This window comes from Lutibacter sp. B1 (genome assembly GCF_012524075.1).
GTDB lineage: Bacteria > Bacteroidota > Bacteroidia > Flavobacteriales > Flavobacteriaceae > Lutibacter.
This window is the reverse complement of the sequence record NZ_JAAZUI010000004.1, coordinates 115,607-138,536: the sequence shown is the minus strand read 5'-3', so window position 1 is coordinate 138,536 and position 22,930 is coordinate 115,607. Positions and strand designations below refer to the sequence as shown.

The 22,930-nt window shown below is 32.0% G+C and carries 22 protein-coding genes; 18 read left to right on the top strand and 4 right to left on the bottom strand.

From position 1 onward, the window contains the following. Window positions 1–11: 11 nt before the first annotated feature. Window positions 12–431: an OsmC family protein gene (locus HGB55_RS03825; protein ID WP_168814798.1), complete on the bottom strand. Its 420-nt coding sequence runs from the start codon at window positions 429–431 to the stop codon at window positions 12–14. A gap of 164 nt (window positions 432–595) precedes the next feature. On the opposite strand from HGB55_RS03825, the gene HGB55_RS03820 reads away from it, so the two are divergent. From HGB55_RS03820 to HGB55_RS03810, 3 genes are all read left to right on the top strand, one after another. Next, entirely contained in the window at window positions 596–3,097 is a 2,502-nt protein-coding gene (locus HGB55_RS03820; RefSeq protein ID WP_168814797.1) for a T9SS type B sorting domain-containing protein, read from the top strand. 103 nt (window positions 3,098–3,200) lie between these two features. Beyond that, the gene (locus HGB55_RS03815) at window positions 3,201–4,766 is read left to right on the top strand and encodes an NAD(P)/FAD-dependent oxidoreductase (protein ID WP_168814796.1); all 1,566 of its coding nucleotides are present in this window, start codon (window positions 3,201–3,203) and stop codon (window positions 4,764–4,766) included. Window positions 4,767–5,047: 281 nt separating this feature from the next. Beyond that, entirely contained in the window at window positions 5,048–6,571 is a 1,524-nt protein-coding gene (locus tag HGB55_RS03810) for a carbon-nitrogen hydrolase family protein (RefSeq protein ID WP_168814795.1), read from the top strand. Between the two features lie 2 nt (window positions 6,572–6,573). On the opposite strand, the gene HGB55_RS03805 is transcribed toward HGB55_RS03810, so the two are convergent. Further along, the gene (locus tag HGB55_RS03805; protein WP_168814794.1) at window positions 6,574–7,308 is read right to left on the bottom strand and encodes an NYN domain-containing protein; all 735 of its coding nucleotides are present in this window, start codon (window positions 7,306–7,308) and stop codon (window positions 6,574–6,576) included. Window positions 7,309–7,475: 167 nt separating this feature from the next. Here HGB55_RS03805 and HGB55_RS03800 point away from each other — a divergent pair, with 167 nt between their 5' ends. The 6 genes from HGB55_RS03800 (at window position 7,476) to HGB55_RS03775 (ending at window position 11,651) form a co-directional block, all read left to right on the top strand. Beyond that, window positions 7,476–8,162: a CPBP family intramembrane glutamic endopeptidase gene (locus HGB55_RS03800; RefSeq protein ID WP_168814793.1), complete on the top strand. Its 687-nt coding sequence runs from the start codon at window positions 7,476–7,478 to the stop codon at window positions 8,160–8,162. Between the two features lies 1 nt (window position 8,163). Continuing rightward, window positions 8,164–8,343 carry a hypothetical protein gene (locus tag HGB55_RS03795; RefSeq protein ID WP_168814791.1) on the top strand — a complete coding sequence of 60 codons (180 nt, stop codon included), beginning with the start codon at window positions 8,164–8,166 and terminating at the stop codon, window positions 8,341–8,343. A gap of 133 nt (window positions 8,344–8,476) precedes the next feature. Next, window positions 8,477–8,926 (top strand): DUF5362 family protein, encoded by a 450-nt coding sequence (locus HGB55_RS03790; RefSeq protein WP_168814789.1) that lies wholly within the window; start codon window positions 8,477–8,479, stop codon window positions 8,924–8,926. Between the two features lie 105 nt (window positions 8,927–9,031). Then, complete coding sequence (locus HGB55_RS03785; RefSeq protein ID WP_168814787.1) at window positions 9,032–9,604, top strand: pentapeptide repeat-containing protein; 573 nt, start codon at window positions 9,032–9,034, stop codon at window positions 9,602–9,604. Between the two features lie 64 nt (window positions 9,605–9,668). Beyond that, window positions 9,669–11,210, top strand: a complete 1,542-nt coding sequence (locus tag HGB55_RS03780) for a DUF5050 domain-containing protein (RefSeq protein WP_168814785.1) — start codon at window positions 9,669–9,671, stop codon at window positions 11,208–11,210. 12 nt (window positions 11,211–11,222) lie between these two features. Next, window positions 11,223–11,651 carry a pyrimidine dimer DNA glycosylase/endonuclease V gene (locus HGB55_RS03775; protein WP_168814783.1) on the top strand — a complete coding sequence of 143 codons (429 nt, stop codon included), beginning with the start codon at window positions 11,223–11,225 and terminating at the stop codon, window positions 11,649–11,651. 1 nt (window position 11,652) lies between these two features. Here HGB55_RS03775 and HGB55_RS03770 read toward each other — a convergent pair whose 3' ends face one another. Then, complete coding sequence (locus HGB55_RS03770; RefSeq protein ID WP_168814780.1) at window positions 11,653–12,639, bottom strand: aldo/keto reductase; 987 nt, start codon at window positions 12,637–12,639, stop codon at window positions 11,653–11,655. A gap of 286 nt (window positions 12,640–12,925) precedes the next feature. Between HGB55_RS03770 and HGB55_RS15650 the strand changes: the two genes are divergently transcribed. The 7 genes from HGB55_RS15650 (at window position 12,926) to HGB55_RS03735 (ending at window position 20,487) form a co-directional block, all read left to right on the top strand. Next, window positions 12,926–13,762 carry an AraC family transcriptional regulator gene (locus HGB55_RS15650; RefSeq protein WP_168814778.1) on the top strand — a complete coding sequence of 279 codons (837 nt, stop codon included), beginning with the start codon at window positions 12,926–12,928 and terminating at the stop codon, window positions 13,760–13,762. 86 nt (window positions 13,763–13,848) lie between these two features. Further along, on the top strand, window positions 13,849–14,667 hold the full coding sequence (locus HGB55_RS03760) for an SDR family oxidoreductase (protein ID WP_168814776.1): 819 nt from the start codon (window positions 13,849–13,851) through the stop codon (window positions 14,665–14,667). A gap of 55 nt (window positions 14,668–14,722) precedes the next feature. Further along, entirely contained in the window at window positions 14,723–15,433 is a 711-nt protein-coding gene (locus HGB55_RS03755) for a dienelactone hydrolase family protein (RefSeq protein ID WP_168814774.1), read from the top strand. Window positions 15,434–15,443: 10 nt separating this feature from the next. Next, window positions 15,444–16,487: an NAD(P)-dependent alcohol dehydrogenase gene (locus HGB55_RS03750; protein ID WP_168814771.1), complete on the top strand. Its 1,044-nt coding sequence runs from the start codon at window positions 15,444–15,446 to the stop codon at window positions 16,485–16,487. A gap of 45 nt (window positions 16,488–16,532) precedes the next feature. After that, window positions 16,533–17,306, top strand: coding sequence for an SDR family NAD(P)-dependent oxidoreductase (locus tag HGB55_RS03745; RefSeq protein ID WP_168814769.1), 774 nt, complete (start codon window positions 16,533–16,535; stop codon window positions 17,304–17,306). Window positions 17,307–17,525: 219 nt separating this feature from the next. Further along, window positions 17,526–17,978 carry a GNAT family N-acetyltransferase gene (locus HGB55_RS03740; RefSeq protein ID WP_168814767.1) on the top strand — a complete coding sequence of 151 codons (453 nt, stop codon included), beginning with the start codon at window positions 17,526–17,528 and terminating at the stop codon, window positions 17,976–17,978. Between the two features lie 352 nt (window positions 17,979–18,330). Continuing rightward, the gene (locus tag HGB55_RS03735; RefSeq protein WP_211047336.1) at window positions 18,331–20,487 is read left to right on the top strand and encodes a glycoside hydrolase family 3 protein; all 2,157 of its coding nucleotides are present in this window, start codon (window positions 18,331–18,333) and stop codon (window positions 20,485–20,487) included. A 135-nt stretch (window positions 20,488–20,622) separates the two neighbouring features. On the opposite strand, the gene rlmF is transcribed toward HGB55_RS03735, so the two are convergent. Beyond that, entirely contained in the window at window positions 20,623–21,546 is a 924-nt protein-coding gene (gene rlmF / locus HGB55_RS03730; RefSeq protein WP_168814765.1) for a 23S rRNA (adenine(1618)-N(6))-methyltransferase RlmF, read from the bottom strand. 113 nt (window positions 21,547–21,659) lie between these two features. Between rlmF and HGB55_RS03725 the strand changes: the two genes are divergently transcribed. After that, on the top strand, window positions 21,660–22,238 hold the full coding sequence (locus HGB55_RS03725; RefSeq protein WP_168814763.1) for a TetR/AcrR family transcriptional regulator: 579 nt from the start codon (window positions 21,660–21,662) through the stop codon (window positions 22,236–22,238). A 10-nt stretch (window positions 22,239–22,248) separates the two neighbouring features. Further along, entirely contained in the window at window positions 22,249–22,914 is a 666-nt protein-coding gene (locus tag HGB55_RS03720; RefSeq protein WP_168814761.1) for an NAD(P)H-binding protein, read from the top strand. Window positions 22,915–22,930 lie beyond the last annotated feature (16 nt).

Genomic DNA, 22,930 nt, shown 5'->3' with positions numbered 1-22,930 from the left:
ATCAAATTATTTTACTGCTCTATGTAGATTATTTCGTGAGAAATATCAGAAAATTGACGAAACATTTCAAAAACGCCACAATAACGTTCTACGGAGAGGTTTACAGCTTTTTCAATTTTATCTTTTTTGAAATCGCTTCCAAAAAAATGATATGTAACTTTAACTTTATCATAAAATTTTGGATGCTCGTCGGTAAGGTTAGCTTCAACAGAAATTTTAAAATCATCAACCTCAGCACGCATTTTTTTAAGTAAAGAAATAACGTCCATTGCTGTACAACCGGCCAATGAAGTTAACATCATTGCTTTTGGGCGTAATCCTTTTCCTTGTCCACCAACAGCCTTATCGGCATCAATCATTACACTTCCTTCAGGCGCAACAGATTCAAATAACATTTGTCCTTTCCAATTTACTTCAATTTTATTTGTCATAATTTTTTTGTATTTTATTTAAACAAATTTACATGAATTTTTAAGCTAATTAGTAACATTATTTACAATTTTAAATGCTTTTATCTTGATATTTAAAGCTATCATTAGGTCTTTTCTCAAACCAATTATGTAATTTTACATGATTAACTATTTTTGGTTTATTAATGCGTTATACAAAACATAGTATTTTATCCTTCTTCTTATTTATTTTAGGTTTTTCCAACTATGTTTTTGCTCAAACGCCACCTACAATTACTGCTGAAGGAGACCAATACTATTGCCCTTTATCTGAAATAAATATTGCAACAGATTTTAATATTATTGATGTAGATGATAATGTAGAGGCCGTTTATATACAAATTTCTATAGGTTATGTTAATGGTGAAGACAAATTGACGTTAAATGGTTCTCATCCAAATATTACACTTACACCTTTTAATACTTCTGAAGGAAAATTAATTTTAACTAGAAATACTTCAGCAACAATAGAAGATTTAGCAAATGCCGTAAAGGATGTTGTTTTTGAAAGCAGTTCTCCAACACCTTCGGGTGAAAAGCATTTTTCTTTTACTGTTAGTGAAGCTAATTATTTGCCTTCAACAGGACATTATTATGAGTACATTGAAGATATAGGAATAACATGGACTGATGCCAAAGTTGCCGCTGAAACAAGAAATTATTACGGTTTACAGGGTTATTTAGCAACTATAACCTCGCCTGAAGAAGCCCAACTTTCCGGTGAACAAGCTGGTGGAGCCGGATGGATTGGTGGTAGCGATGCTGAAACCGAAGAAACTTGGAAATGGGTTACGGGACCGGAAGCCGGAACTGTTTTTTGGAACGGAGGTATTAATGGAAGTTCTCCTAATTATGCAAATTGGAATGCAAACGAACCAAATCAGGCTGGAAATGAAGATTATGCTCATGTTACTGCTCCCGGTGTTGGAAATCCAGGATCTTGGAACGATTTAAGTAACATAGGAAATGATTCTGGAGACTATCAACCTAAAGGTTACATCGTTGAATATGGAGGTATGCCCGGAGATCCAACACTTGATCTTTCAGCAAGTACCAAAATAACCATTCCTTCAATAAATTCAATTAATGAAAATACACGATGTGGGGTTGGAACTGTAACGTTATCAGCTACCGCCACTGCTGGTAATGTTCTTTGGTTTGATTCTGAAACAAGCACAACACCAATACACACAGGTACAAGTTATACCATTCCAAGTCTTACAACAACTACAACTTATTATGTATTGGCTTCAGAAAATGGTTGCACCAATGGAGAAAGAAAACCTGTGACTGCAACAGTAAATCCTTTACCTGATATTGAAGCATCATTAACATTTAAAAACTGTGATGAAGATGGAAATCCTGATGGTTTTACCGATTTTAATTTGAATGAAGTTATTCCTGTAATTACAAAAAACGACGCTTCGTTAGATGTTACTTTTTATTTATCGGAAAGCGATGCAAACAGTACTACAGCTAGTCCTATAAATCCTGTTCCTTTCAATAATAATACAACCAGCACAGTTTATGCCCGCGTTGAAAATTCTTTCAGTTGTTATTTGGTTTCTACAGTAGATTTAGAAGTTTCTACAACATCTTTACTTTCTGATTTTATGGAAGAATTAACCGAATGTGATGATGATGAAGTAATTGATGGTTTCCACTCTTTTGATTTAACTGAAGCTACTACTGTAATTTTATCTCAACTTTCTTCTCCTGAAAGTTTAACTGTTCATTATTTTAATACCATTGTAGATGCTCAATTAGAGCAAAATGAAATTTTACCGCAAAATAATTATGTAAATCAAACTAAAGATACTGAAGTTTTAATTGTACGAGTTGAAAGTGAAACTAATGGGAATTGTTCTGAAATTGGCGAATATTTAACCTTAACTGTAAATCCTATTCCCGAATTTGAAGTTGACCCAACAGCTATGGTGTGTTTAAATTTATCACCAATTACTATTGAAACTAAAAACCCTAAAGGTGATTATAGCTATGAATGGTTTAACGAAAATGCGGAAAGTATAAGTAATCAATCTACTGCTGAAATTTCTAAAGGCGGCACTTATACTGTTATTGCAACTTCTAATCTATATAATTGTGAATCTGTATCACAAACAGTTACTGTAACAGAATCGGATATTCCACATATAACTTTAAATGATATTACAGTAGTTGATGATTCCGAAAATAATTCAATAACCATTAATACCGCTAATTTAGGAGTTGGTGATTACGAATTTTCTCTTGACGATGAATTTGGAATATACCAAAATGAACCGTTTTTTGAAATGGTTTCTCCCGGAATTCACACCATTTACATCAACGATAAAAACAACTGCGGTACTGCTCAAATTGAGGTATCTGTAATGGGATTCCCTAAATTTTTTACACCCAATAACGATGGTTATAATGATACTTGGACTGTACAAGGATTAGACACTAATTTTTACATTTCTTCTTTAATGTATATTTTTGATCGATTTGGTAAAATTTTAGCCGTAATTGATACTGCAAAACAAGGTTGGGAAGGTTTTTTTAACGGAGAAAGACTCCCTGCTTCAGACTATTGGTACGTTGTGCAACTTACTGATATCAATGGAAACATACGAGAAAAAAAAGGTCATTTCAGCCTAATCAGATAATAACTATCCAACTCTTTTACATAAAACTTATAATTTTATCGTTCATTTTAGATTAAATTGTTACTGTATTATTTTTCACTGAAATTTAAGTAATTTTGCCAACATGGTAAAAGAAATTCAAATTCGAGTACAACTTCAGGAAGAAAAGCAAGAAGGCATTTTAAAGAAAAAAGCCGCACATTACTTGGGTATTGATGAAAAAGAAATAAATGCCATAAAAATAGTACGAAAATCTATTGATGCTCGTAAAGCATTGATTTTTTTTAATTACAAAATAGCAGTATATATTAATGAACAAATTCCTGAATCTTCTACCTATTCGTTTGATTATAAAGATGTTTCTTCTGCCAAAGAAATACATATTATTGGATTTGGGCCTGCAGGAATGTTTGCCGCATTACGTTGTATTGAATTAGGCTACAAACCTGTTGTTTTAGAAAGAGGTAAAAAGGTAAGAGAAAGACGACGAGATTTACGCGCTATAAATCAATTTCACACTGTTAATGAAGACTCAAATTACTGCTTTGGAGAAGGCGGTGCCGGCACTTATTCTGACGGAAAATTATATACACGCAGTTTAAAACGTGGCGATGTTCGCAGAGTCTTTGAAAACTTCGTTTATCATGGTGCTACTGAACAAATATTAATAGATTCTCATCCTCATATTGGCACGAATAAATTGCCTAAAATTGTTCAAAATATTAGAGAAACCATTTTAAAATGTGGCGGTGAAATTCACTTTGAAAGTAAAGTGGTTGATTTTATTATAAAAAACAATAAAATTCAAGCTATTCAGCTCCAAAATAATACTGAGCTTCCTGTAAATGCTGTTATTTTAGCTACAGGTCATTCCGCCAGAGATATCTATTATTTATTATACAAAAAAAATATTGCCATTAAAGCAAAATCTTTTGCTATGGGAGTTAGAGTAGAACATCCTCAACAAATTATCGACTCTATTCAATACCATTGCAAAGGAGAAAGAGACGAATTATTACCGGCAGCTTCATACAGTCTTGTACACCAAGTGCAAGGTAGGGGTGTTTATTCGTTTTGTATGTGTCCGGGAGGGTTTATAGTGCCTGCAGCTACGGCAAATGGTGAAGTAGTTGTAAATGGAATGTCACCCTCAAAAAGAAATAATCAATTTGCAAATTCCGGAATTGTTGTAGAAATTAATGCTGAGCAAGATTTAGCTAAATACAATCATTTTGGTGTGTTAAAAGGGTTGGAATTTCAAAAAGATTTAGAAAAAATGGCATTTATTGCCGGTGGAAGAACGCAAACTGCACCTGCACAAAAATTAACCGATTTTGTTGAAGGAAGGTTCTCTAATAATTTAAATCCTACTTCATACCAACCCGGATTAAATTCGGCACCATTACATTCTTTACTTCCCAAATTAATTGGAGGCAGATTAAGAAAAGGTTTTGCTGAATTTGGGCGAAAAATGCATGGTTATTATACCGAAGATGCTAACATTGTTGGTGTTGAATCTCGAACCTCATCTCCAGTAAACATCCCAAGAAAAGAAAATTTAGAACATCCTGAAATTCAAGGTTTGTTTCCATGTGGTGAAGGTGGTGGTTATGCAGGTGGTATTGTTTCTGCCGCTATGGATGGTGAACGATGTGTTGAAGCTGCAATAAAGGAGCTTAGAGGTTTTTAACCTTATTTTAAAGTGAGTTTAATTAAAATAGTTAACAGGCCGTTAATAAACTTGTCATGTTTTTTGTCATTCCTGCCTTCACAGGAATGACAGGCTTCTAATCAACCAGAAATATATCTAATTAATTATCAGACACTTTTAGATTGATTTCTCGTTATTTTACAATAGAAAGAATAAACAATCTTCCTCCCAAAATCAGTGTATATTTTATAAATTTAATTTGATTTTATTATAGTACATTTACTGCAAAACAATACTAAAATTACTAGTCCTTTTTATTTATGAAAGACATTGAAAATATTGAGTTACTTTTTTTAAATATTGATGATTATCAAGAGCTTAAAAAAGCTATGATTGATTCTTACACCAATATGCCGGATTCATATTGGAGAGAACATCAAATAGAATCTTTAATTAATCGCTTCCCTGAAGGTCAGGTAGTTATAAAGGTTAACAATCAAATTGCCGGGTGTGCATTGTCAATTATTGTAAATTATCATCAATTTGATGATCATCACACGTATAAAGAATTAACCGGAGATTACACGTTTAGCACACATACCCCTGAAGGTGATGTACTTTACGGAATTGACGTATTTATTAAACCAGAATTCAGAGGTTTACGTTTGGGTAGAAGACTTTACGATTACAGAAAAGAACTTTGTGAAAGACTAAACCTTAGAGGTGTTGCATTTGGAGGACGAATACCTAATTATCACAAATATGCAAATGAACTAACTCCTAAACAATATATTGATAAAGTAAGAAGAAAAGAAATTCATGATCCTGTATTAAATTTTCAGATATCTAATGATTTTCATCCTTCTAAAATATTGAAAGGTTATTTAGAAGGTGATAAAGCTTCAAATGAGTTTGCCGTTTTATTGGAATGGGATAATATTTATTATGAAAAACCTACAGAAAAAGCAGTTACTAAGAAAAAAATAGTTCGTTTAGGTTTAATTCAATGGCAAATGAGACCTTATGATAATTTAGATGAATTAATGCATCAGGCTGAATTTTTTATAGATGCTGTTTCGGGTTATCGCTCAGACTTTGCTTTGTTTCCTGAGTTTTTCAATGCGCCTCTTATGGCTGAAAACAATCATTTAACCGAACCTGAAGCCATTAGAGAATTAGCTAAACATACTTCGGCTATAACCGAAAAATTCTCACAGTTAGCTATTTCATACAATATCAATATTATTTCGGGAAGTATGCCTGAAATTATAGATGACAGACTTTATAACGTAGGTTATCTATGCAAAAGAGACGGATCTGTAGAACGTTTTGAAAAACTTCATATAACTCCTAATGAAGCTAAAGTTTGGGGTATGCAAGGCGGCACAGAACTTAAGGCCTTTGATACAGATTGCGGTAAAATAGGAATTTTAATTTGTTACGATGTTGAATTTCCTGAATTAAGCAGACTATTGGCCGATGAAGGTGTAGATATATTATTTGTTCCTTTTTTAACCGACACACAAAATGGTTATTCAAGAATTAGAAACTGTGCGCAAGCAAGAGCTATTGAAAATGAATGTTATGTTGCTATTGCCGGAAGTGTAGGTAATTTACCAAAAGTTCATAATATGGATATTCAATTCGCCCAATCTATGGTTTTTACACCTTGTGATTTTTCATTTCCTGCTACGGGTATAAAAGCAGAAGCCACTCCAAATTCTGAAATGATATTAATTGCCGATGTTGATATAGATTTGCTAAGAGAACTAAATCAATTAGGAAGTGTTAGAAATTTAAAAGACAGAAGGCTAGACTTATTTGAGTTGAAAAAGAAAAAGTAAACCTATTTCTTTTTATTGCGAACATAAATTAATTTAAAACGCCCTTTTGTACTATCTTTTTGATCAATCTCAAATTGGTTAAGTGATTTGAATAAGGGCGTTAATTTTTCAAAACCAAAATTACGAGCATCAAAATTAGGTTGCTTTTTTAAAATTAGCGACCCTACATCTCCCATAAATGCCCAGCCATCTTCATCTGCAGCATCTTCAACCGAATTTCTAAGTAAACGTATAACTTTTGGAGTAATTTTATCAATACTTGCTTTCTTTTGGGTTCCTGTTCCGTTTTGATTTTCTTCTCCAGATTCTAATATTTCCAAATAAATAAACTTGTCACAAGCTACTATAAAAGGGTCTGGAGTTTTCTTTTCTCCAATACCATAAACTACAACACCGGCTTCTCTTAATCTGGTAGCTAATTTTGTAAAATCACTATCCGAAGAAGCCAAACAAAATCCGTTTACTTTTTCAGAATATAAAATATCCATTGCATCAATAATCATTGCTGAATCTGTAGCGTTTTTACCGGTTGTGTAGCTGTATTGTTGTATAGGATTTATAGCATTTTCAAGTAAAATATTTTTCCATTTTGCCAGTTGAGGTTTGGTCCAATCACCGTAAATACGCTTTATTGTTGGAGTTCCATATTTGGTTATTTCCTCCATCATTTCTTTAATATATTTTGAAGGAATATTATCTCCGTCAATAAGTACGGCTAATTTTGTGTCTTTTATCATATTTGTTAAAGATACAGAAAATTATATTGCTTTTTTTTGAAAAACTAATGGAAATATTTTTTTTTGATTATCTTTATCATCAAAAATTTGCAATTTTCGTTTAAAACTTTAAGTTAAAAAGAGAACTTTAACTTAGTATAGCTATGAAATTAACTAACCAAAAATAAATGAAAAACTCCCAAAGAATTTTAAACGGACTAGTACTAACAGCTGTTATATTTCTTATAGCCACATTACTTGGCAGTAAAATTAATTTAAATATCAATTTTATACCTACATCTTTTGGTACCCATTCAATAATGCTGTTGCTATCTATTATTGCAATAGTATACTTAAAAAAATATGTAAATTATAAAATAGCATTTCCAAAGTTTAACACACTTTTAAACCCGATTGCGGTGGGTTTATTGGTTTCGATTATTGTTAATCCTTTAATGACCATTTTAACAAGAAAATTAGGTGCTGACGTTGAAAGCCATCCACTATTTCTAAAAATGAATGCAACTCAGGTCTTTTTCTTCGTTTTTATTTATGCCAGTATTGCTGAAGAAGTTTTATTTCGTGGTTTTTTAATGAATTTTTTAAGCCCGTTAAAATCAACTGTAATTCCTTTTTTTAAAAGAAAAATAAGTCTGCCTATAATTATTAGTGCCATAGCATTTGGTTTGGCTCATTTAATTTTATTTACTACCGGTGTGAGTTGGGCATTTTTGCTTAAAGTAGTTGTTTTTACCACTATTTTAGGACTATTTGCAGGGTATTATCAAGAGAAATACAACAATAACATTTACGCAATATTAGTACACATGGCAGGTAATTTTACCGGTTTTATTGCCGCAATATTTATGCATTAAAATGAGTGGTGGCGCAGGACATATATTAGATATGATGAACCGCATAAGGCAAAATGCTGCGCTAAAATCGTCTCGTAAAAATAAATTTAAAGGAAATAATAGGAGCGGTATTTATTCGAAAGAGCATCCTACAAAACTTGAGTTTGATTTTCCTAAAGCCTCTAAAGATGAACTTGAGTAATTAAAAAACAATCTTAAAAAGGAATCAAACAAAGAAAAAAATCAATTAATTTTACTAATAAGTATAGCTGTAATTGTTTTTATTATAGCTTTTTTACTATTTAATTATTACTCATAAATATCCGACTAAAAACATGGAAGATTTTATAGAAATTCAGGATGAATCAGCTGAAAATGACTCAACCCTTAAACTATCTAAAAAAGCAAAAACCAACCTTTCAGAAACCGGTAAATGGGTTTATTTTCTTTCAATTATTGGGTTTTGTTTTATCGGTCTTATAGTAATAATTGCTTTATTTGCAGGTACGCTTTTATCTACTATAGGTGGTGATGAAAGTCCTTTTCCTTTCCCGGGTATTTTTATTAGTATTTTATATCTTTTAATGGGACTTGTTTACTTTTTTCCAATTTATTACTTGTTCAATTTCGCAAATAATATTAAAAAAGCAATAGAGAAAAAAGATAGTGAAAGCCTTGATAAAGCTTTAGAAAATTTAAAATCTCATTATAAATTTGTTGGAATTTTAACAATAATTATGCTTGCTTTTTATGTATTATTTGGCCTTGGAGCATTCCTATTTTAAAACAATAACCATCTAATATTTGCTTTCTTTTTAAAATCAAGTACTTTTACACAAAATAGTATTTATACTTTTTTTCACACATAACAGCTACTTGAATTTATATAAATGAATATACAATATATTGAAAACGAAGAGTTTAAAGGAATTAATTTTATTGAAAAAGGTTTAAACATTGGTGAATATGAGTATTGTACTTTCACAAATTGTTCTTTTTACAATTTCAATTTAGGCGGAATAACATTTTCGGAATGTGTTTTTGAAAATTGTGATTTAAGCATGGCTAATTTGGAACATACTTCCTTAAAAAATGTAAAGTTTAAAAATTGTAAGCTTTTAGGATTACAATTCAATAAATGTACTCCTTTTCTACTCTCTTTTTCTTTTGAAGATTGTGTTCTTAATTTTTCTTCTTTTTACAAACTAAAAATTAAAAATACACAGTTTAAAAACTGTAAACTTGAAGAAGTTGATTTTGTTGAAGCTAACTTAACAAGCTCCATTTTTAAAAATTGTGATTTTATAAAAGCAAAGTTCAATAATACTTTACTCGAAAAATGTGATTTGAGAAGTTCTTATAATTTTTCTATCAATCCTGAAACTAATAAAATTACCAATGCTAAATTCTCAGTCAATACAATATCGGGACTTTTAGATACCTATAAAATTATAATTGAGTAATAAACTATTGCTGTTTTTGACTTAATCCTGAAAAAGAGGTACATTAGTACTTATTTTTTTATAAATGAAAAATTTACTTTTTGGTGGATTAATTTTGTTGCTATTAAACGCCTGTAATCGTCCTATTTCAACTTCAACAACAGAAACAATTATGAATTCTAACTCAAAAACTTTTGGAATTTTTGAAAATCAAATCAATATTGGAAACCCAATAAACAAAGGAACTGTAGCTTATAATATTGATAAACAAGAATATACCATTACAGGTTCAGGCATAAACATGTGGGGAGAAAATGACCAATTTCAATACCTTTACAAATCAATTCAAGGCGACTTTATTTTAAGAGCTCACGTAAAATTTATTGGTAAAGGTGTAGATCCTCATAGAAAAATTGGATGGATTGTACGAAATAACTTAAGTGGAAATTCACCTCATGTAAACGCTTGTATTCATGGAGACGGATTAACATCTCTTCAATTTAGAAGAACTGACAGCGCAATTACAGAGCAGATAGAATCTAACGACAAAACTCCCGATGTGGTTCAATTAGAGCGTAGAGGAAATACCTATTTTATGTCAACCGCAACATTTGGAAAACCTTTTACAACCGTTAAAATTGACAGTCTTAATTTAAGAAATGAGGTTTTTGTTGGGCTATATGTGTGTTCTCATAATCCTGATGTTATTGAAAAAGCTGTTTTTAGCAATGTTAGAATTATTAAACCTGCTGCTGCTGATTTTGCCCCTTACCAAGATTATTTAGGCAGCAATATGGAAATTATGAATGTTAAAACAGGAAGCAGAAAAACCTTATTTTATTCGGCACATTCTTTACAAGCTCCAAATTGGGTGAATAACGATAAAGAATTGGTGTATAATTCTAACGGTTATTTATACAGTTATAATTTTGAAACAGAAGAAGTTACTCAAATAAATACAGGTTTCGCCATCAATAACAATAATGACCATGTTTTTTCTTTTGATGAAAGTATTTTAGGGATAAGTCATCACAATCAAGAGGATAAAGGAACCTCTTCTATTTATATTATGGATCCGAAAGGAGATTCTATTCCAAAAAAAATAACCAAAGACGGTATTGGGGCTTCTTTTTTACATGGTATTTCACCCGATAATAAAACCTTAATTTACACTGCCGATAGAAATGGTCAATATGATATTTACGGAATTGATGTTGAAACCAGAAACGAATTTCAATTAACCAATACCAAAACGTTAGATGACGGTTCTGAATATTCACCGGATGGAAAATATATCTATTTCAACTCTAACCGAACCGGAAATATGCAGTTATGGCGAATGAAGGCCAATGGAAGCGAACAAGAACAATTAACTTTTGATACCAATTATAAAGATTGGTTTCCGCATATTTCACCAGATGGTAAATGGATTGTTTTTATTTCTTTCCCTCCTGATATTGAATTTGGAAGTCATCCTTTTTACAAACATTGCACGCTTCGTTTAATGCCTGTAAGTGGCGGAACTCCAAAAATTATAGCTTATATATACGGAGGTCAAGGCACTATTAATGTACCTAGTTGGTCTAAAGACAGTAAACGAATTGCTTTTGTAACAAATAGTAATTAGCATTATAACTTTATGAGAATATGGTCATTACATCCAAAATATTTAGACACAAAAGGTTTGGTCGCTCTTTGGAGAGAAACCTTGCTGGCAAAACATGTACTGGAGGGTAAAACCAAAGGTTATACCAATCATCCACAGCTAAACAGGTTTAAAAAAACAGCAAATCCCGCACAAAGTATCAGCCAATATTTAAGTTATGTTTATGATGAAGCCGCAAAAAGAGGCTATAATTTTAATAAAGATAAAATTGATTGGAATTTTACACCAGTTGAAATACCGGTAACAAAAGGTCAATTAAAATATGAAGAATCACATTTATTAAACAAGTTAAAAATAAGGGACCAAGACAGTTACAATAAATTACTTAATGCTAAAAATCTTCAACAGCACCCTATGTTTAAAGTTATTGAAGGTGCTATTGAAGATTGGGAAATACTTTAAACTACCAAAGGTGATGTACCTCCGGTTTTATATATTTAGTATAAATATCTTTTACTTTTTGCATTTCTTCTTTTGAGAGAAGATCAGTTTCAAGTGCTTCAATATTAGATATTACTTGCGAAACTGTTGAAGCTCCCGGTATAACACAACTCACTTCATCAAAAGATAAAATCCACTGTAAAGCTTTTTCAACCAAACTTTGATCTTCACCAAACAACAGTTTTAGTTCATTTACAGCTTTTAAACCTAAATTATAATCGATTCCTGAAAAAGTTTCTCCTTTATCAAAAGCAGCACCTTCACGGTTAAAAAATCGATGATCTTCTTTAGAAAAAGTAGTATTAATACCAAATTTACCTGTTAACAAGCCGCTAGCCAATGGTACACGTGCTAAAATTCCTACATTTTTATTTTTTGCTTGCTTAAAAAACAATTCAGCCGGGCGTTGACGAAACATATTAAAAATAATTTGTACCGTACTTACTCCCGGATATTCAATTGCTTTAAGTGCTTCTTCAACTTTTTCAACACTTACACCGTAATTTCTAATTTTTCCTTCTTTAGTTAAATCATCAAATAATGCAAAAATTTCAGGGCGGTAATATACTTCTGTAGGAGGACAATGTAATTGTATAAGATCAATGCGTTCCACACCTAAATTAGACAAGCTGTCTTCCACAAATTTTCGCAAAACATTTACTTGGTAAGCTGCATTTGTGTGCGGATTTAACTGTCTACCACATTTAGTAGCAATATATACTTCTTCTGAACGTGATCTTACAACTTTACCAACGGTTTTTTCACTTAATTTATCGCTGTAAACATCGGCAGTATCAATAAAATTAACTCCTAAATCAATGGCTTTATTAATAATTTCTTCGGCATTTTTTTCATTAAATTCGCTTCCCCATTTTCCGCCAACTTGCCAAGTTCCTAAACTGATTTCAGATACTCTTAAACCTGTTTTCCCTAAATCTCTATAATTCATACTATTATTTTAAAAGGATAAAGTTACTTTAAAAAGAAAGTAAATTCAAAATAAATAATAGAAAACAATTTTAAAAATCAAGCAATACAACAAAAAACTGTTTGGTTATTTATCATGGATGATTAACAACAATCCATCATCCAAATTTATGTAGTAAAAATGTTAAACATTTCAAATAATCTTTATACAGATCTGCAAAGTCTTTCACATTTGCACTTTTTAGTTCTCTTATTTAAACCTGCCTTTTGCATAAAGTAAGTTGACAATTTAATTGTACTTTTACATAGTGAACGAAACAACTTTACAATATATCAAATGCAATTCACTGGTAATTGCCACATCTGTTGAAACATCTAACAGTTCTGAACACAATGTATATTATCCGGATCATCTTTTGATATACGTCCAGCAGGGACAATTTAATTTCAGGAACAAAAACCAATTGTTTACCATTGAAAAAGGTGCTTTTTGCCTGATTAAAAAGTACACATCACTCACTTGTTTTAAAACCTGGGGCGAAAATGAAGATGGTTTTAAAATGATAGCTTTTATGTTGAATGACGAATTTATCCGGAAAGTTTCAGCAAAATTACCACTTATACAAAATAAGGACCACGTTATAAACAAACCTTTTCTTCCTGTAAGCCCAAACAGCATATTGTTGGGATTAATGAGTTCATTAGAAATTTACCTAAAGGAAAAACAAAATATGGCTCCAGATATTGTTGAATTAAAAACATTGGAATCACTTATTGGCATAGCTCGTGAAAATAAAAATATTCTTACCTTTCTCAGCGATTTTTCTCAACCTTCAAAAGCAGAACTACGGCTATTTATGGAGCATTATTACACTCAAAAAATACCTCTTAATGAGTTAGCCAAATTGTCTGGAAGAAGTATTGCTACCTTTCATCGCGAATTTAAACGCACCTTTAATACTTCTCCACACCAATGGATTAAAGAACGACGTTTATTAAAAGCAAAAGAACTATTAACGCTTACCAACCGAAAACCTTCGGATATTTATATTGAATTAGGCTTTGAAGATTTGGCGCATTTTAGTCGCTCATTTAAAAAGCATTTTGGAAAGAACCCATCAAAAGTAACTTCATTGGTTGCTTGATATTTTTTGACAAGTGATTTGATTCAAATATACAACTCTCACAAACAATAAACCCGTAATTTAGTCCATCTAAAATTATAAGAAAAATGGAATCAAAAGTTTGGTTAATTACAGGAACCTCTAAAGGATTTGGAAGAGAATGGGCAGAAGCCGCATTAGAACGTGGAGATAAAGTTGCTGCAACAGCAAGAAACCTTAATAGTATAAAAGAATTACAAGATAAATACGGTGAGTCAGTTTTACAAGTTCAACTCGATGTAAATAATAGAGAAGCCTGTTTTTCTGCTGTCGAAAAAACAGTTTCACAATTCGGTCGGATTGATGTATTGGTCAGTAATGCAGGATATGGTCATTTTGGCTTTATAGAAGAACTTACCGAGGCTGAAACTCGTGAACAAATGGAAACGAATTTCTTTGGTTCATTATGGGTTATTCAGGCAGCATTGCCCTTTATGCGAAAACAAAAAAGCGGACATATTATTCAAGTAACAAGTATTGGTGGCGTTGCCACATTTCCTATTTACGGTATTTACCACGCCTCAAAATGGGCTATGGAAGGTTTATGTGATACGCTTTCACAAGAAGTGGCCCAATTTGGCATCAAAGTAACGCTTATTGAACCGGGAGGTTATAGTACAGACTGGGGAACTTCATCAGCTAAACACAGCAAACCGATATCAGCTTATGAAGATCTTAGAAAAGAACGGCAAGCTTTTTCGGCAAATGCACCAAAAGGTAATCCGAAAGCAACCCGAAATGCCATACTAAAAATTGTAGATGCTCCTGAACCACCTTTGCGTTTATTTTTAGGTTCATTCCCTTGGCAAGTAATTGAACCCATTTACCAAAAACGATTGGAGACTTGGAAAGAATGGCAAGATGTATCGAATGAAGCACAAGGATAGACTTATAAATTAATTGAAAATTTAAGGCAGAAGTAACAATTAAATCTAAAAAATAATGATTAAAAACCACGAATTTAACAGCATATCCGTTGCAGATGGTACGGAGCTTGATGCCTATATTGCGATACCTGGAAGTGATGGAAAAGTTCCTGGAATTATCCTGTTACAGGAAGCATTTGGAGTAAATCATCATATTGAAAGTATTGCTGAAAGACTTTGTACTGAAGGCTATGCGGTAGTTGCTCCAGACCTTTTTCATCGTACCATTAATCGATTGGTGGTTCCTTATACCAATTTTTCTGAAGCTATTCCACATTATCAGGCCATAACAAAGGAAGGACTTTCTTTTGATTTTCAAGCCGTATATGATTGGTTTCAGCAACAAGATATTATAAACAAAGACAAAATTGGAAGCATAGGATTTTGTTTAGGAGGAAGAGCTTCATTTTTGGCGAATGCCAGATTGCCATTAGCTGCGGGAGTTTCCTATTATGGTGGAGGACTTGATCAATGGACAGATGAAGCAGAAAACCTTTACGCAGATCATCTTTTCTTTTGGGGAGGAAAAGACCAACATATTACTGCTGAAGTAGTAGAAACAATTATTAATGCGGTAAAAAAAGCTGGTAAAGAATACACTAATGTTGTTTTTTCATCTGCCGATCACGGATTTCATTGTGACGAACGAAGCAGTTATCATCCTCTTGCTGCTAAAGAAGCTTGGGCTCATACATTAACTTTTTTTGAATCAAGACTAAAAAATTAAATAAAAAAATATGATTGCAACAAAAGGGTACGCAGCCGACAATGCAACCGATCCGCTTCATCCGTTCAATTTTGAACGCAGAGATGTTGGACCACATGATGTATATTTTGAAATTTTATACTGTGGGGTTTGCCATAGCGACCTCCATTATGTACAAAACGACTGGGGCAATGCAAATTATCCACTTGTACCCGGTCATGAAATTGTGGGAAAAGTTCTTCAAGTTGGAACCCATGTTACTAAATTTAAAATCGGTGATTTAGCAGCCGTAGGCTGTTTAGTAGATTCATGTCAGGAATGTGATAATTGTGAAAAAGGACTGGAACAATTTTGCCGAAATGAACTTATAGCAACTTATAATTCATATAACAAACATACTGGAGGGTTCACTTATGGAGGTTATTCAAACCAAATTGTGGTTGATGAAAAATTTGTGCTTCATGTTTCCGAAAAATTGCCATTACAGGCAGTGGCTCCATTACTTTGTGCAGGCATTACAACCTATTCGCCTTTACGCCATTGGAAAGTTGGAAAAGGACATCGTATAGCTATTGTTGGTTTAGGAGGATTAGGACATATGGCTGTGAAATTTGCAGCTTCTTTTGGGGCTGAAGTAACCATGATCAGTACTTCTCCGGAAAAAGAAAAAGATGCCAAAAAATTGGGTGCTCATCATTTTGCTTTAAGTAAAGATCCGGAACAAGTAAAAGCACTTCAAAACAATTTTGATTTTATTTTTGATACGGTTTCAGCACCACATGATTATAATCAATATTTAAATATGCTTGATACTGATGGTATCATGATCTGCGTGGGAGTTCCGCCGGCACCTACTGAAATTTTAGGTTTCAATTTGCTACGAAACAGAAGAAGCATTGTTGGTTCCATTATTGGGGGAATTGCTGAAACACAAGAAATGCTGGATTATTGCGCCGAACATAATATTGTTTCTGAAGTTGAAGTAATTCCTATGAATTATATTAATGATGCCTACAGACGTATGCTGAAAAGTGATGTCAAGTACCGATTTGTAATTGATATGGCAACTTTATAGTTTATACCAACTCATACTTTTCTATAATTAAATCTTGAACGCTTTATGAATTATTCATCTTTAAAAGGAAAGAATGCTATTGTTACAGGAGCCGGAAAAGGAATTGGACGGGCTATCGCAAAACGAATTGCTTCCGAAGGAGCCTTAACAGCTGTACATTACAGTAAAAGTGCAGAGTCCGCAAAACAAGTGGTAGATGAAATTAAGCAAGCAGGTGGTGATGCTTTTTCAATAAAAGCTGATATCCGCTCTGTTGCCGAAATTAAAATTCTGTTTCAAAAGCTCAGCCAAGAGTTTAAATCACATAGTGGCTCCAACCATTTAGATATCCTTATTAATAATGCAGGTGTAAGTTCTTCTTCTGTTTCGTTTGAAACCGTAACAGAAGAAGATTTCGACAATGTGTTTAACACCAATATAAAAGGTCTCTTTTTTGTAACACAAACAGCACTTCCACTATTAAATGACAATGCACACATTATCAATATTTCATCATTAACCGCGCGTGGTGCCAAACCTCTTTATTCAGCTTATGCTGCCTCAAAAGCAGCCGTTAATTCGTTTACACTCTCAATGGCTCAGATGCTTGGTAAAAGAAAAATTTCGGTCAATGCTATTATGCCGGGTTTTATAGAAACCGATTTTACTAAAAAGCTCTTAGTTGATCCTGAAATTATGAAAACCCTTATTGCAGGTGTCGCTTTTGGTAAAGTTGGACAACCGGAAGATATTGCTAATGCTGTAGCTCTGCTCCTCTCTAAAGATGCCGGATGGATTACAGGTCAAATAATTGAAGTTACAGGAGGAACTAATCTATAGTATCTTAGATTGTATTGTAGGAAGACAACAAATTACAAACGCAAAGCCTCAAAACCTTCTTTAATTATCCAAAATTTGGTCGTAAATCATAATTTTTGATAATGAAAATGATATTAGAAAATAATAATAATAATCAAATTAAGTACTATTTTAGTATAAACTATCTGCCTTAACAAATATGTGAATCTTTCTAAAAATTTCTACACTAAAACCTTAAAAATGATCAAATTATTGAGAACCAACTCCAAGAATAAAGATTTTTTAGAACTTATAACACATCTCGATGCTGAATTAAAAATACGAGATGGTGATAATCACGATTTTTATGATCAGTTTAATAAATTGGACAACATAAAAAATGTAGTAGTTGCTTATGAAAATGAAAGTCCTATTGGTTGTGGTGCTTTTAAAATATACCAAAACTCTACAATAGAAATTAAAAGAATGTACGTTTCATTATTAGGCCGTAGAAAAGGAGTTGCCACAAAAGTTTTAAATGAATTAGAAAATTGGGCTAAAGAATTAAATTTCACAAAATGTATACTTGAAACCGGTATACAACAACCAGAAGCTATCGAACTTTACAAAAAGTGCGGATATACAATAACACCTAATTTTGGTTTTTATGAAAATGCTGAAAATAGTGTGTGCTTTGAAAAAATTATCAAATAAATTCAAAAGCCAACCCTAAATTGTATAATCAAAAAGATAATAAGCCAAAAAAAGGTAGAAAATCTGCTGCTTTTAAAAAAAATAAAAAACGCTGGTATTAAAAATACTTTTCTTTAACTTTCCTTAATAACAATCAATAGGTTTGCACTAAAGTTAAAATCCGTCATTGCTAGGAATTAACCGACCAAGTAATCTCACTCAATAAAAAAGATTGCTTTACTACGTTTACAATAACACTAAATAAACAAAGTAATATTTCTTCATTTCTATTGATTATTTATTGAGTTTTAAATACTTAAAAACTATTTTATTAGTAGTATATTTATACATCTTTAATGTAAAATATATTAAAATGAAATATTTACTTACCTGTATTATGTGCACACTTCTGTTTTTTGGATGTGCAGATAAAAAACCTGACATGAAAACTTTTAAAGAAGAGCCTGTAAAACCTTTTTCGCCTCCTGTAAGTTATGAAGAATCTTCAAAAAAAGCAGATGAATTTCTTACTCAACTTAGTGTTGAAGAAAAAATTGAACTTATTGGCGGGCATAATTGGTTTTTTGTAAAAGGAGTTGAAAAGTTTAACATACCGCAATTGTACCTTTCTGATGCTACTCAAGGTGTACATATCAGAAAAGATTTAAGTGGACAATTAGAAAAATCTACCGCATTTCCTTGTCCTATTTTATTGGCTTCCACTTGGAATCCAGATCTTTCAAAACAATACGCTACTTCAATTGGAGAACAATGTAGAGCCGGCGATATTGCTGTTTTACTGGGTCCGGGAATGAATATTTATCGTGTTTCGCAAAACGGACGTAATTTTGAATATTTTGGTGAAGATCCTTATTTAGCTGGTCGTATGGTTGAAAATTATGTAGTAGGTGTACAAAATACCGGTACTGTTGCTACTATGAAACATTTCTTGGCTAATAATCATGAATTTCACCGTAGAATGACTAATGCCATTGTTGATGAAAGAACCATTCACGAAATATATACACCTGCCTTTAAAGCAGGAATTGACGCCGGAGCTATGGCAGTTATGACCTCCTACAATATGGTTAATGGTGAATGGGCAGGACAAAGCAAAACTGTAATTACCAATTTATTAAAAGGACAGTTAGGATTTAAAGGATTGGTTATGAGCGATTGGTGGTCGGTTTGGGATCCTGTTAAAACCATTACTTCGGGTCTTGATTTAGAAATGCCCGGCGAAGGAAATATGGATATTCCCGGATTAGAAATTATGGGAGATGTGTATGTACGTTCTAATGCGAAAAGATTATTAGATGAAGGCAAAATAACTGAAAACGATATTGATAGAATGGCCAAAAACGTTCTTAAACTTTCCATTGCTATGGGATTAACTGAACGAGAAGTTAAAGATGAAAGTTTTCTAAATAAATTCACTGAACACGAAAAAGTAGCCTTAAATACTGCCCGAGAAGGCATCGTATTATTGAGAAATGAATGTGTTTTACCCGTTTCAAAAGATAAAAAAATACTTTTAACAGGAGATTTTGTTGAAGAATTAGCTCGTGGAGGAGGTTCAGCAGAAGTCGAAGGTTATGATATTGTAACTATGCTCGATGCTTTTAAAGCCGAATTTGGAGATAATTTAACGTACATTGAAAATCCAACAAATGAAGATTTTACAGAGGCAGATGTTGTTATAGTGAGTATTGGAACTCTTGATAATGAAGGTTGGGACAAACCTTTTGAACTCCCTGAAGAAACTAATGAAAAAATCAAGAATATTTCCACATTAAATGGAAATACTTTGGTAATTGTAAATGCAGGTGGTGGTGTAGAAATGACTCCTTGGGCTAACGATGTTGCCGGAATACTTTACTCTTGGTATGTTGGACAAAACGGAAATATTGCTTTGGCTGAAATTGTATCAGGGAAAACAAATCCTTCCGGAAAATTACCTATTTCAATTGAAAAACAATTTTCTGATTCACCCGGTGCAAATTATTTACCGGAAGGAGCAGAACTCTATGCCGGCTGGGCAGAAGATATGAATATGCAATATCCTCAAATAGATGTAGAATACAAAGAAGGTGTATTAGTTGGTTATAGATGGTACGAAACCAAAAAGATACAACCGCTTTATGCTTTTGGGCACGGATTATCGTATGCTACTTTTGAGTTTAATGATTTACAACTTTCTTCAGCAATAATAAAAGACGAAGAACCTGTAACAGTTACTTTAACAATTACTAATACAAGTGAAATTGATGGTGCTGAGGTTGCTCAATTATACATACAAGATGTAGAGGCTTCAGTAATTAGACCTGTGAAAGAATTAAAAGGATTTAAAAAAGTTTTTCTTGCAAAAGGTGAAACTGCTCTAATTGAAATGGAACTTACTAAAAAAGACCTTTCATTTTATGATGTTGATAGTAAAAGCTGGAAAGCAGAGCCTGGAGATTTCAAAATATTGGTTGGAAATGCTTCTGATAAAATTTTAGTAGAAGCAACATTAACTTATGTAGAATAATAAATTTTCAAAAAGAGCTGATTAAAAAATCGTCAAACTGAAACAAGTTCAGTTTCTCATCAAATTTGATACGCTATATCACTATAATTTTGAGATTAAGAATAACATTTTTCAGGATTTTTAATCAGCTTTTTTTTAAGAAGAAATCCACTTTTTCTGTTCTTCTTTTGTAAGAAAAGTCCAAGCTACAATACGTGTTATTTTATTACCTTGAAGCATTTGAATGATTTTAATTTCTGTAGCATTTAATTTCTTTAAAGAAGCATACATACTTTTTAAATTTTCCTTTTTAGAAACTAAGGTGCTATACCAAAAACATTGCGTTTTAAAAAAAGAACTTTCATACAAATACGTATGAACAAATGCTTTTTCTCCTCCTTTATACCAAAGTTCTTGTTGCTTTCCACTAAAATTTCTACTCTTAAAATCACTAGCATTTCCTAATCCTTTTAATTTACGAGCATTGGCTTGCATTGTTTCTTCTTGAGATTTATAAAAAGGAGGATTGCACATTGTAGCTGAAAACCGATCGTTTTCAGTTAAAACACCTTTAAATATTTGAGTAGAATCTGGTTGGTATTTTAATTTTATTAAACTATCAATATGATTCTTTTTTAAAATTTGCTGAGCACAATTCAATGATTTTTCGTTAATATCCGTTCCAACGAACTCCCAACCATATTCAGCATTTCCCAGTAACGGATAAATGCAACTTGCTCCAGTACCAATATCCATTACAGTAATATTTTCGGTAATACCGCTTTCTGTTAATAAATCGGATAAATAATGAATATAATCAACTCTACCCGGAATTGGCGGACATAAATTTTTATCGGGAAAATCCCAAAACATAATGTTATAATACTTAAATAATAATGCCGTATTTATAGCCTTTACAGCTTTTGAATTGGCAAAATCTATTGTTTCGGTTTGGTACTTATTTACAAAAACAAATTCTTTTAAAGGCGGATATCCTTCACATAATTCTTGAAAATTATAACCAGATTTATGCTTATTAGTTGGATGTAAGTTTTCGTTTAATTTAATTTTAGTTCCCATAACTGTATTTACACTCCAAAAGTACCATTTTTAAGTTTACCATTTTTTTAACAAAATTTAAAGAATGAACGTTCATTCTTTTAGTACATTTACGAAATGTTATAGTCCGTAATATGGTAAAACGAGAAAAAAATAATGAAAAACGTACAGCTTTGTTAAAAGCTACACTAAGTTTGGTTAATAATAATGGCTTTCACGATGCTCCTATGTCTAAAATAGCAAAATTAACCGGTGTATCTCCTGCCACTATTTATTTGTATTTTGACAGTAAGCAAGATTTAATAAATCAATTGTACGTTGAAGTTAAAGCTTCTTTTTGTGAATGTGCTTTTAATGAATATGATGAAAGTTTACCGATAAAAAAAGGATTCGAAATTATTTGGAAAAACATTGCGCATTATAAATTTAAAAATATTGAAGAAGCTGTTTTTTTATCTCAATGTGATAATACTCCTATGATTGATGAGACCAGCAAAGAAGAAGGATTAAAACATTTGCAACCTCTTATAGATTTATGGGAACGAGGGAAAACAGAGAAAATTATTAAGCCGATTTCTTCTTACCTCCTCTACGCTTATACCATTTATCCTTTAGCTTTTTTAATGAATATGCAGAAAAAAGATAAAAACCAATTAGATGAAAATTGTTTAGAAAATGCATTTCAGGCAGCTTGGGACAGTATCAGAATTTAATTCATAAAAAATGGGGAAAACAGCAATAATTTTAGGAGCTACCGGTTTAACAGGAAAACATCTTTTAAACAAACTAACTGAAGACGATAGATATACAATTGTTAAAGTATTTTCTCGTAAAAAAATGGAAGGTTTACACCCAAAAGTTACACAAAAAACAGGAAATCTTTTGGCGTTAGAAAGTTTTAAAGATGATTTTATTGCAGATGAGGTTTATTGCTGTATAGGTACAACCGCTAAAAAAACACCTGATAAAGAACTCTATAAAAAAATAGATTATGGAATACCTGTTGCTGCTGCCAAACTCGCAAAAGAAAATCATATTAAAACATTTATGGTAGTTTCTGCAATGGGAGCTAATCCTAAAAGCACTATTTTTTATAATAGAACTAAAGGTAGAATGGAGCAAGATGTATTAAAAGAAAAAATAGCAAACACCTATATATTAAGACCTTCATTAATAACAGGTGTAAGAAATGAAAACAGACCTATGGAAAAAATAGGATTCCTGTTTTTTAAATTAATAGACCCACTATTAGTAGGGAAACTAAAAAGATATAGAATGATTAAAGCAGAAAATATTGCTGAGGCTATGCTAAATTTAGCAAACTCAACATACGATATAACACAAATTATTACATCAGATAAAATTCAAGAAATAGCAACAAATAATTAAAAATAACTAAATACTA

Bases quoted from the DNA above. Each gene is read 5' to 3' on its own strand.
- HGB55_RS03825 (WP_168814798.1), bottom strand. From the start codon at position 431: ATGACAAATAAAATTGAAGTAAATTGGAAAGGACAAATGTTATTTGAA.
- HGB55_RS03820 (WP_168814797.1), top strand. From the start codon at position 596: ATGCGTTATACAAAACATAGTATTTTATCCTTCTTCTTATTTATTTTA.
- HGB55_RS03815 (WP_168814796.1), top strand. From the start codon at position 3,201: ATGGTAAAAGAAATTCAAATTCGAGTACAACTTCAGGAAGAAAAGCAA.
- HGB55_RS03810 (WP_168814795.1), top strand. From the start codon at position 5,048: ATGAAAGACATTGAAAATATTGAGTTACTTTTTTTAAATATTGATGAT.
- HGB55_RS03805 (WP_168814794.1), bottom strand. From the start codon at position 7,308: ATGATAAAAGACACAAAATTAGCCGTACTTATTGACGGAGATAATATT.
- HGB55_RS03800 (WP_168814793.1), top strand. From the start codon at position 7,476: ATGAAAAACTCCCAAAGAATTTTAAACGGACTAGTACTAACAGCTGTT.
- HGB55_RS03795 (WP_168814791.1), top strand. From the start codon at position 8,164: ATGAGTGGTGGCGCAGGACATATATTAGATATGATGAACCGCATAAGG.
- HGB55_RS03790 (WP_168814789.1), top strand. From the start codon at position 8,477: ATGGAAGATTTTATAGAAATTCAGGATGAATCAGCTGAAAATGACTCA.
- HGB55_RS03785 (WP_168814787.1), top strand. From the start codon at position 9,032: ATGAATATACAATATATTGAAAACGAAGAGTTTAAAGGAATTAATTTT.
- HGB55_RS03780 (WP_168814785.1), top strand. From the start codon at position 9,669: ATGAAAAATTTACTTTTTGGTGGATTAATTTTGTTGCTATTAAACGCC.
- HGB55_RS03775 (WP_168814783.1), top strand. From the start codon at position 11,223: ATGAGAATATGGTCATTACATCCAAAATATTTAGACACAAAAGGTTTG.
- HGB55_RS03770 (WP_168814780.1), bottom strand. From the start codon at position 12,639: ATGAATTATAGAGATTTAGGGAAAACAGGTTTAAGAGTATCTGAAATC.
- HGB55_RS03760 (WP_168814776.1), top strand. From the start codon at position 13,849: ATGGAATCAAAAGTTTGGTTAATTACAGGAACCTCTAAAGGATTTGGA.
- HGB55_RS03755 (WP_168814774.1), top strand. From the start codon at position 14,723: ATGATTAAAAACCACGAATTTAACAGCATATCCGTTGCAGATGGTACG.
- HGB55_RS03750 (WP_168814771.1), top strand. From the start codon at position 15,444: ATGATTGCAACAAAAGGGTACGCAGCCGACAATGCAACCGATCCGCTT.
- HGB55_RS03745 (WP_168814769.1), top strand. From the start codon at position 16,533: ATGAATTATTCATCTTTAAAAGGAAAGAATGCTATTGTTACAGGAGCC.
- HGB55_RS03740 (WP_168814767.1), top strand. From the start codon at position 17,526: ATGATCAAATTATTGAGAACCAACTCCAAGAATAAAGATTTTTTAGAA.
- HGB55_RS03735 (WP_211047336.1), top strand. From the start codon at position 18,331: ATGAAATATTTACTTACCTGTATTATGTGCACACTTCTGTTTTTTGGA.
- rlmF (WP_168814765.1), bottom strand. From the start codon at position 21,546: ATGGGAACTAAAATTAAATTAAACGAAAACTTACATCCAACTAATAAG.
- HGB55_RS03725 (WP_168814763.1), top strand. From the start codon at position 21,660: ATGGTAAAACGAGAAAAAAATAATGAAAAACGTACAGCTTTGTTAAAA.
- HGB55_RS03720 (WP_168814761.1), top strand. From the start codon at position 22,249: ATGGGGAAAACAGCAATAATTTTAGGAGCTACCGGTTTAACAGGAAAA.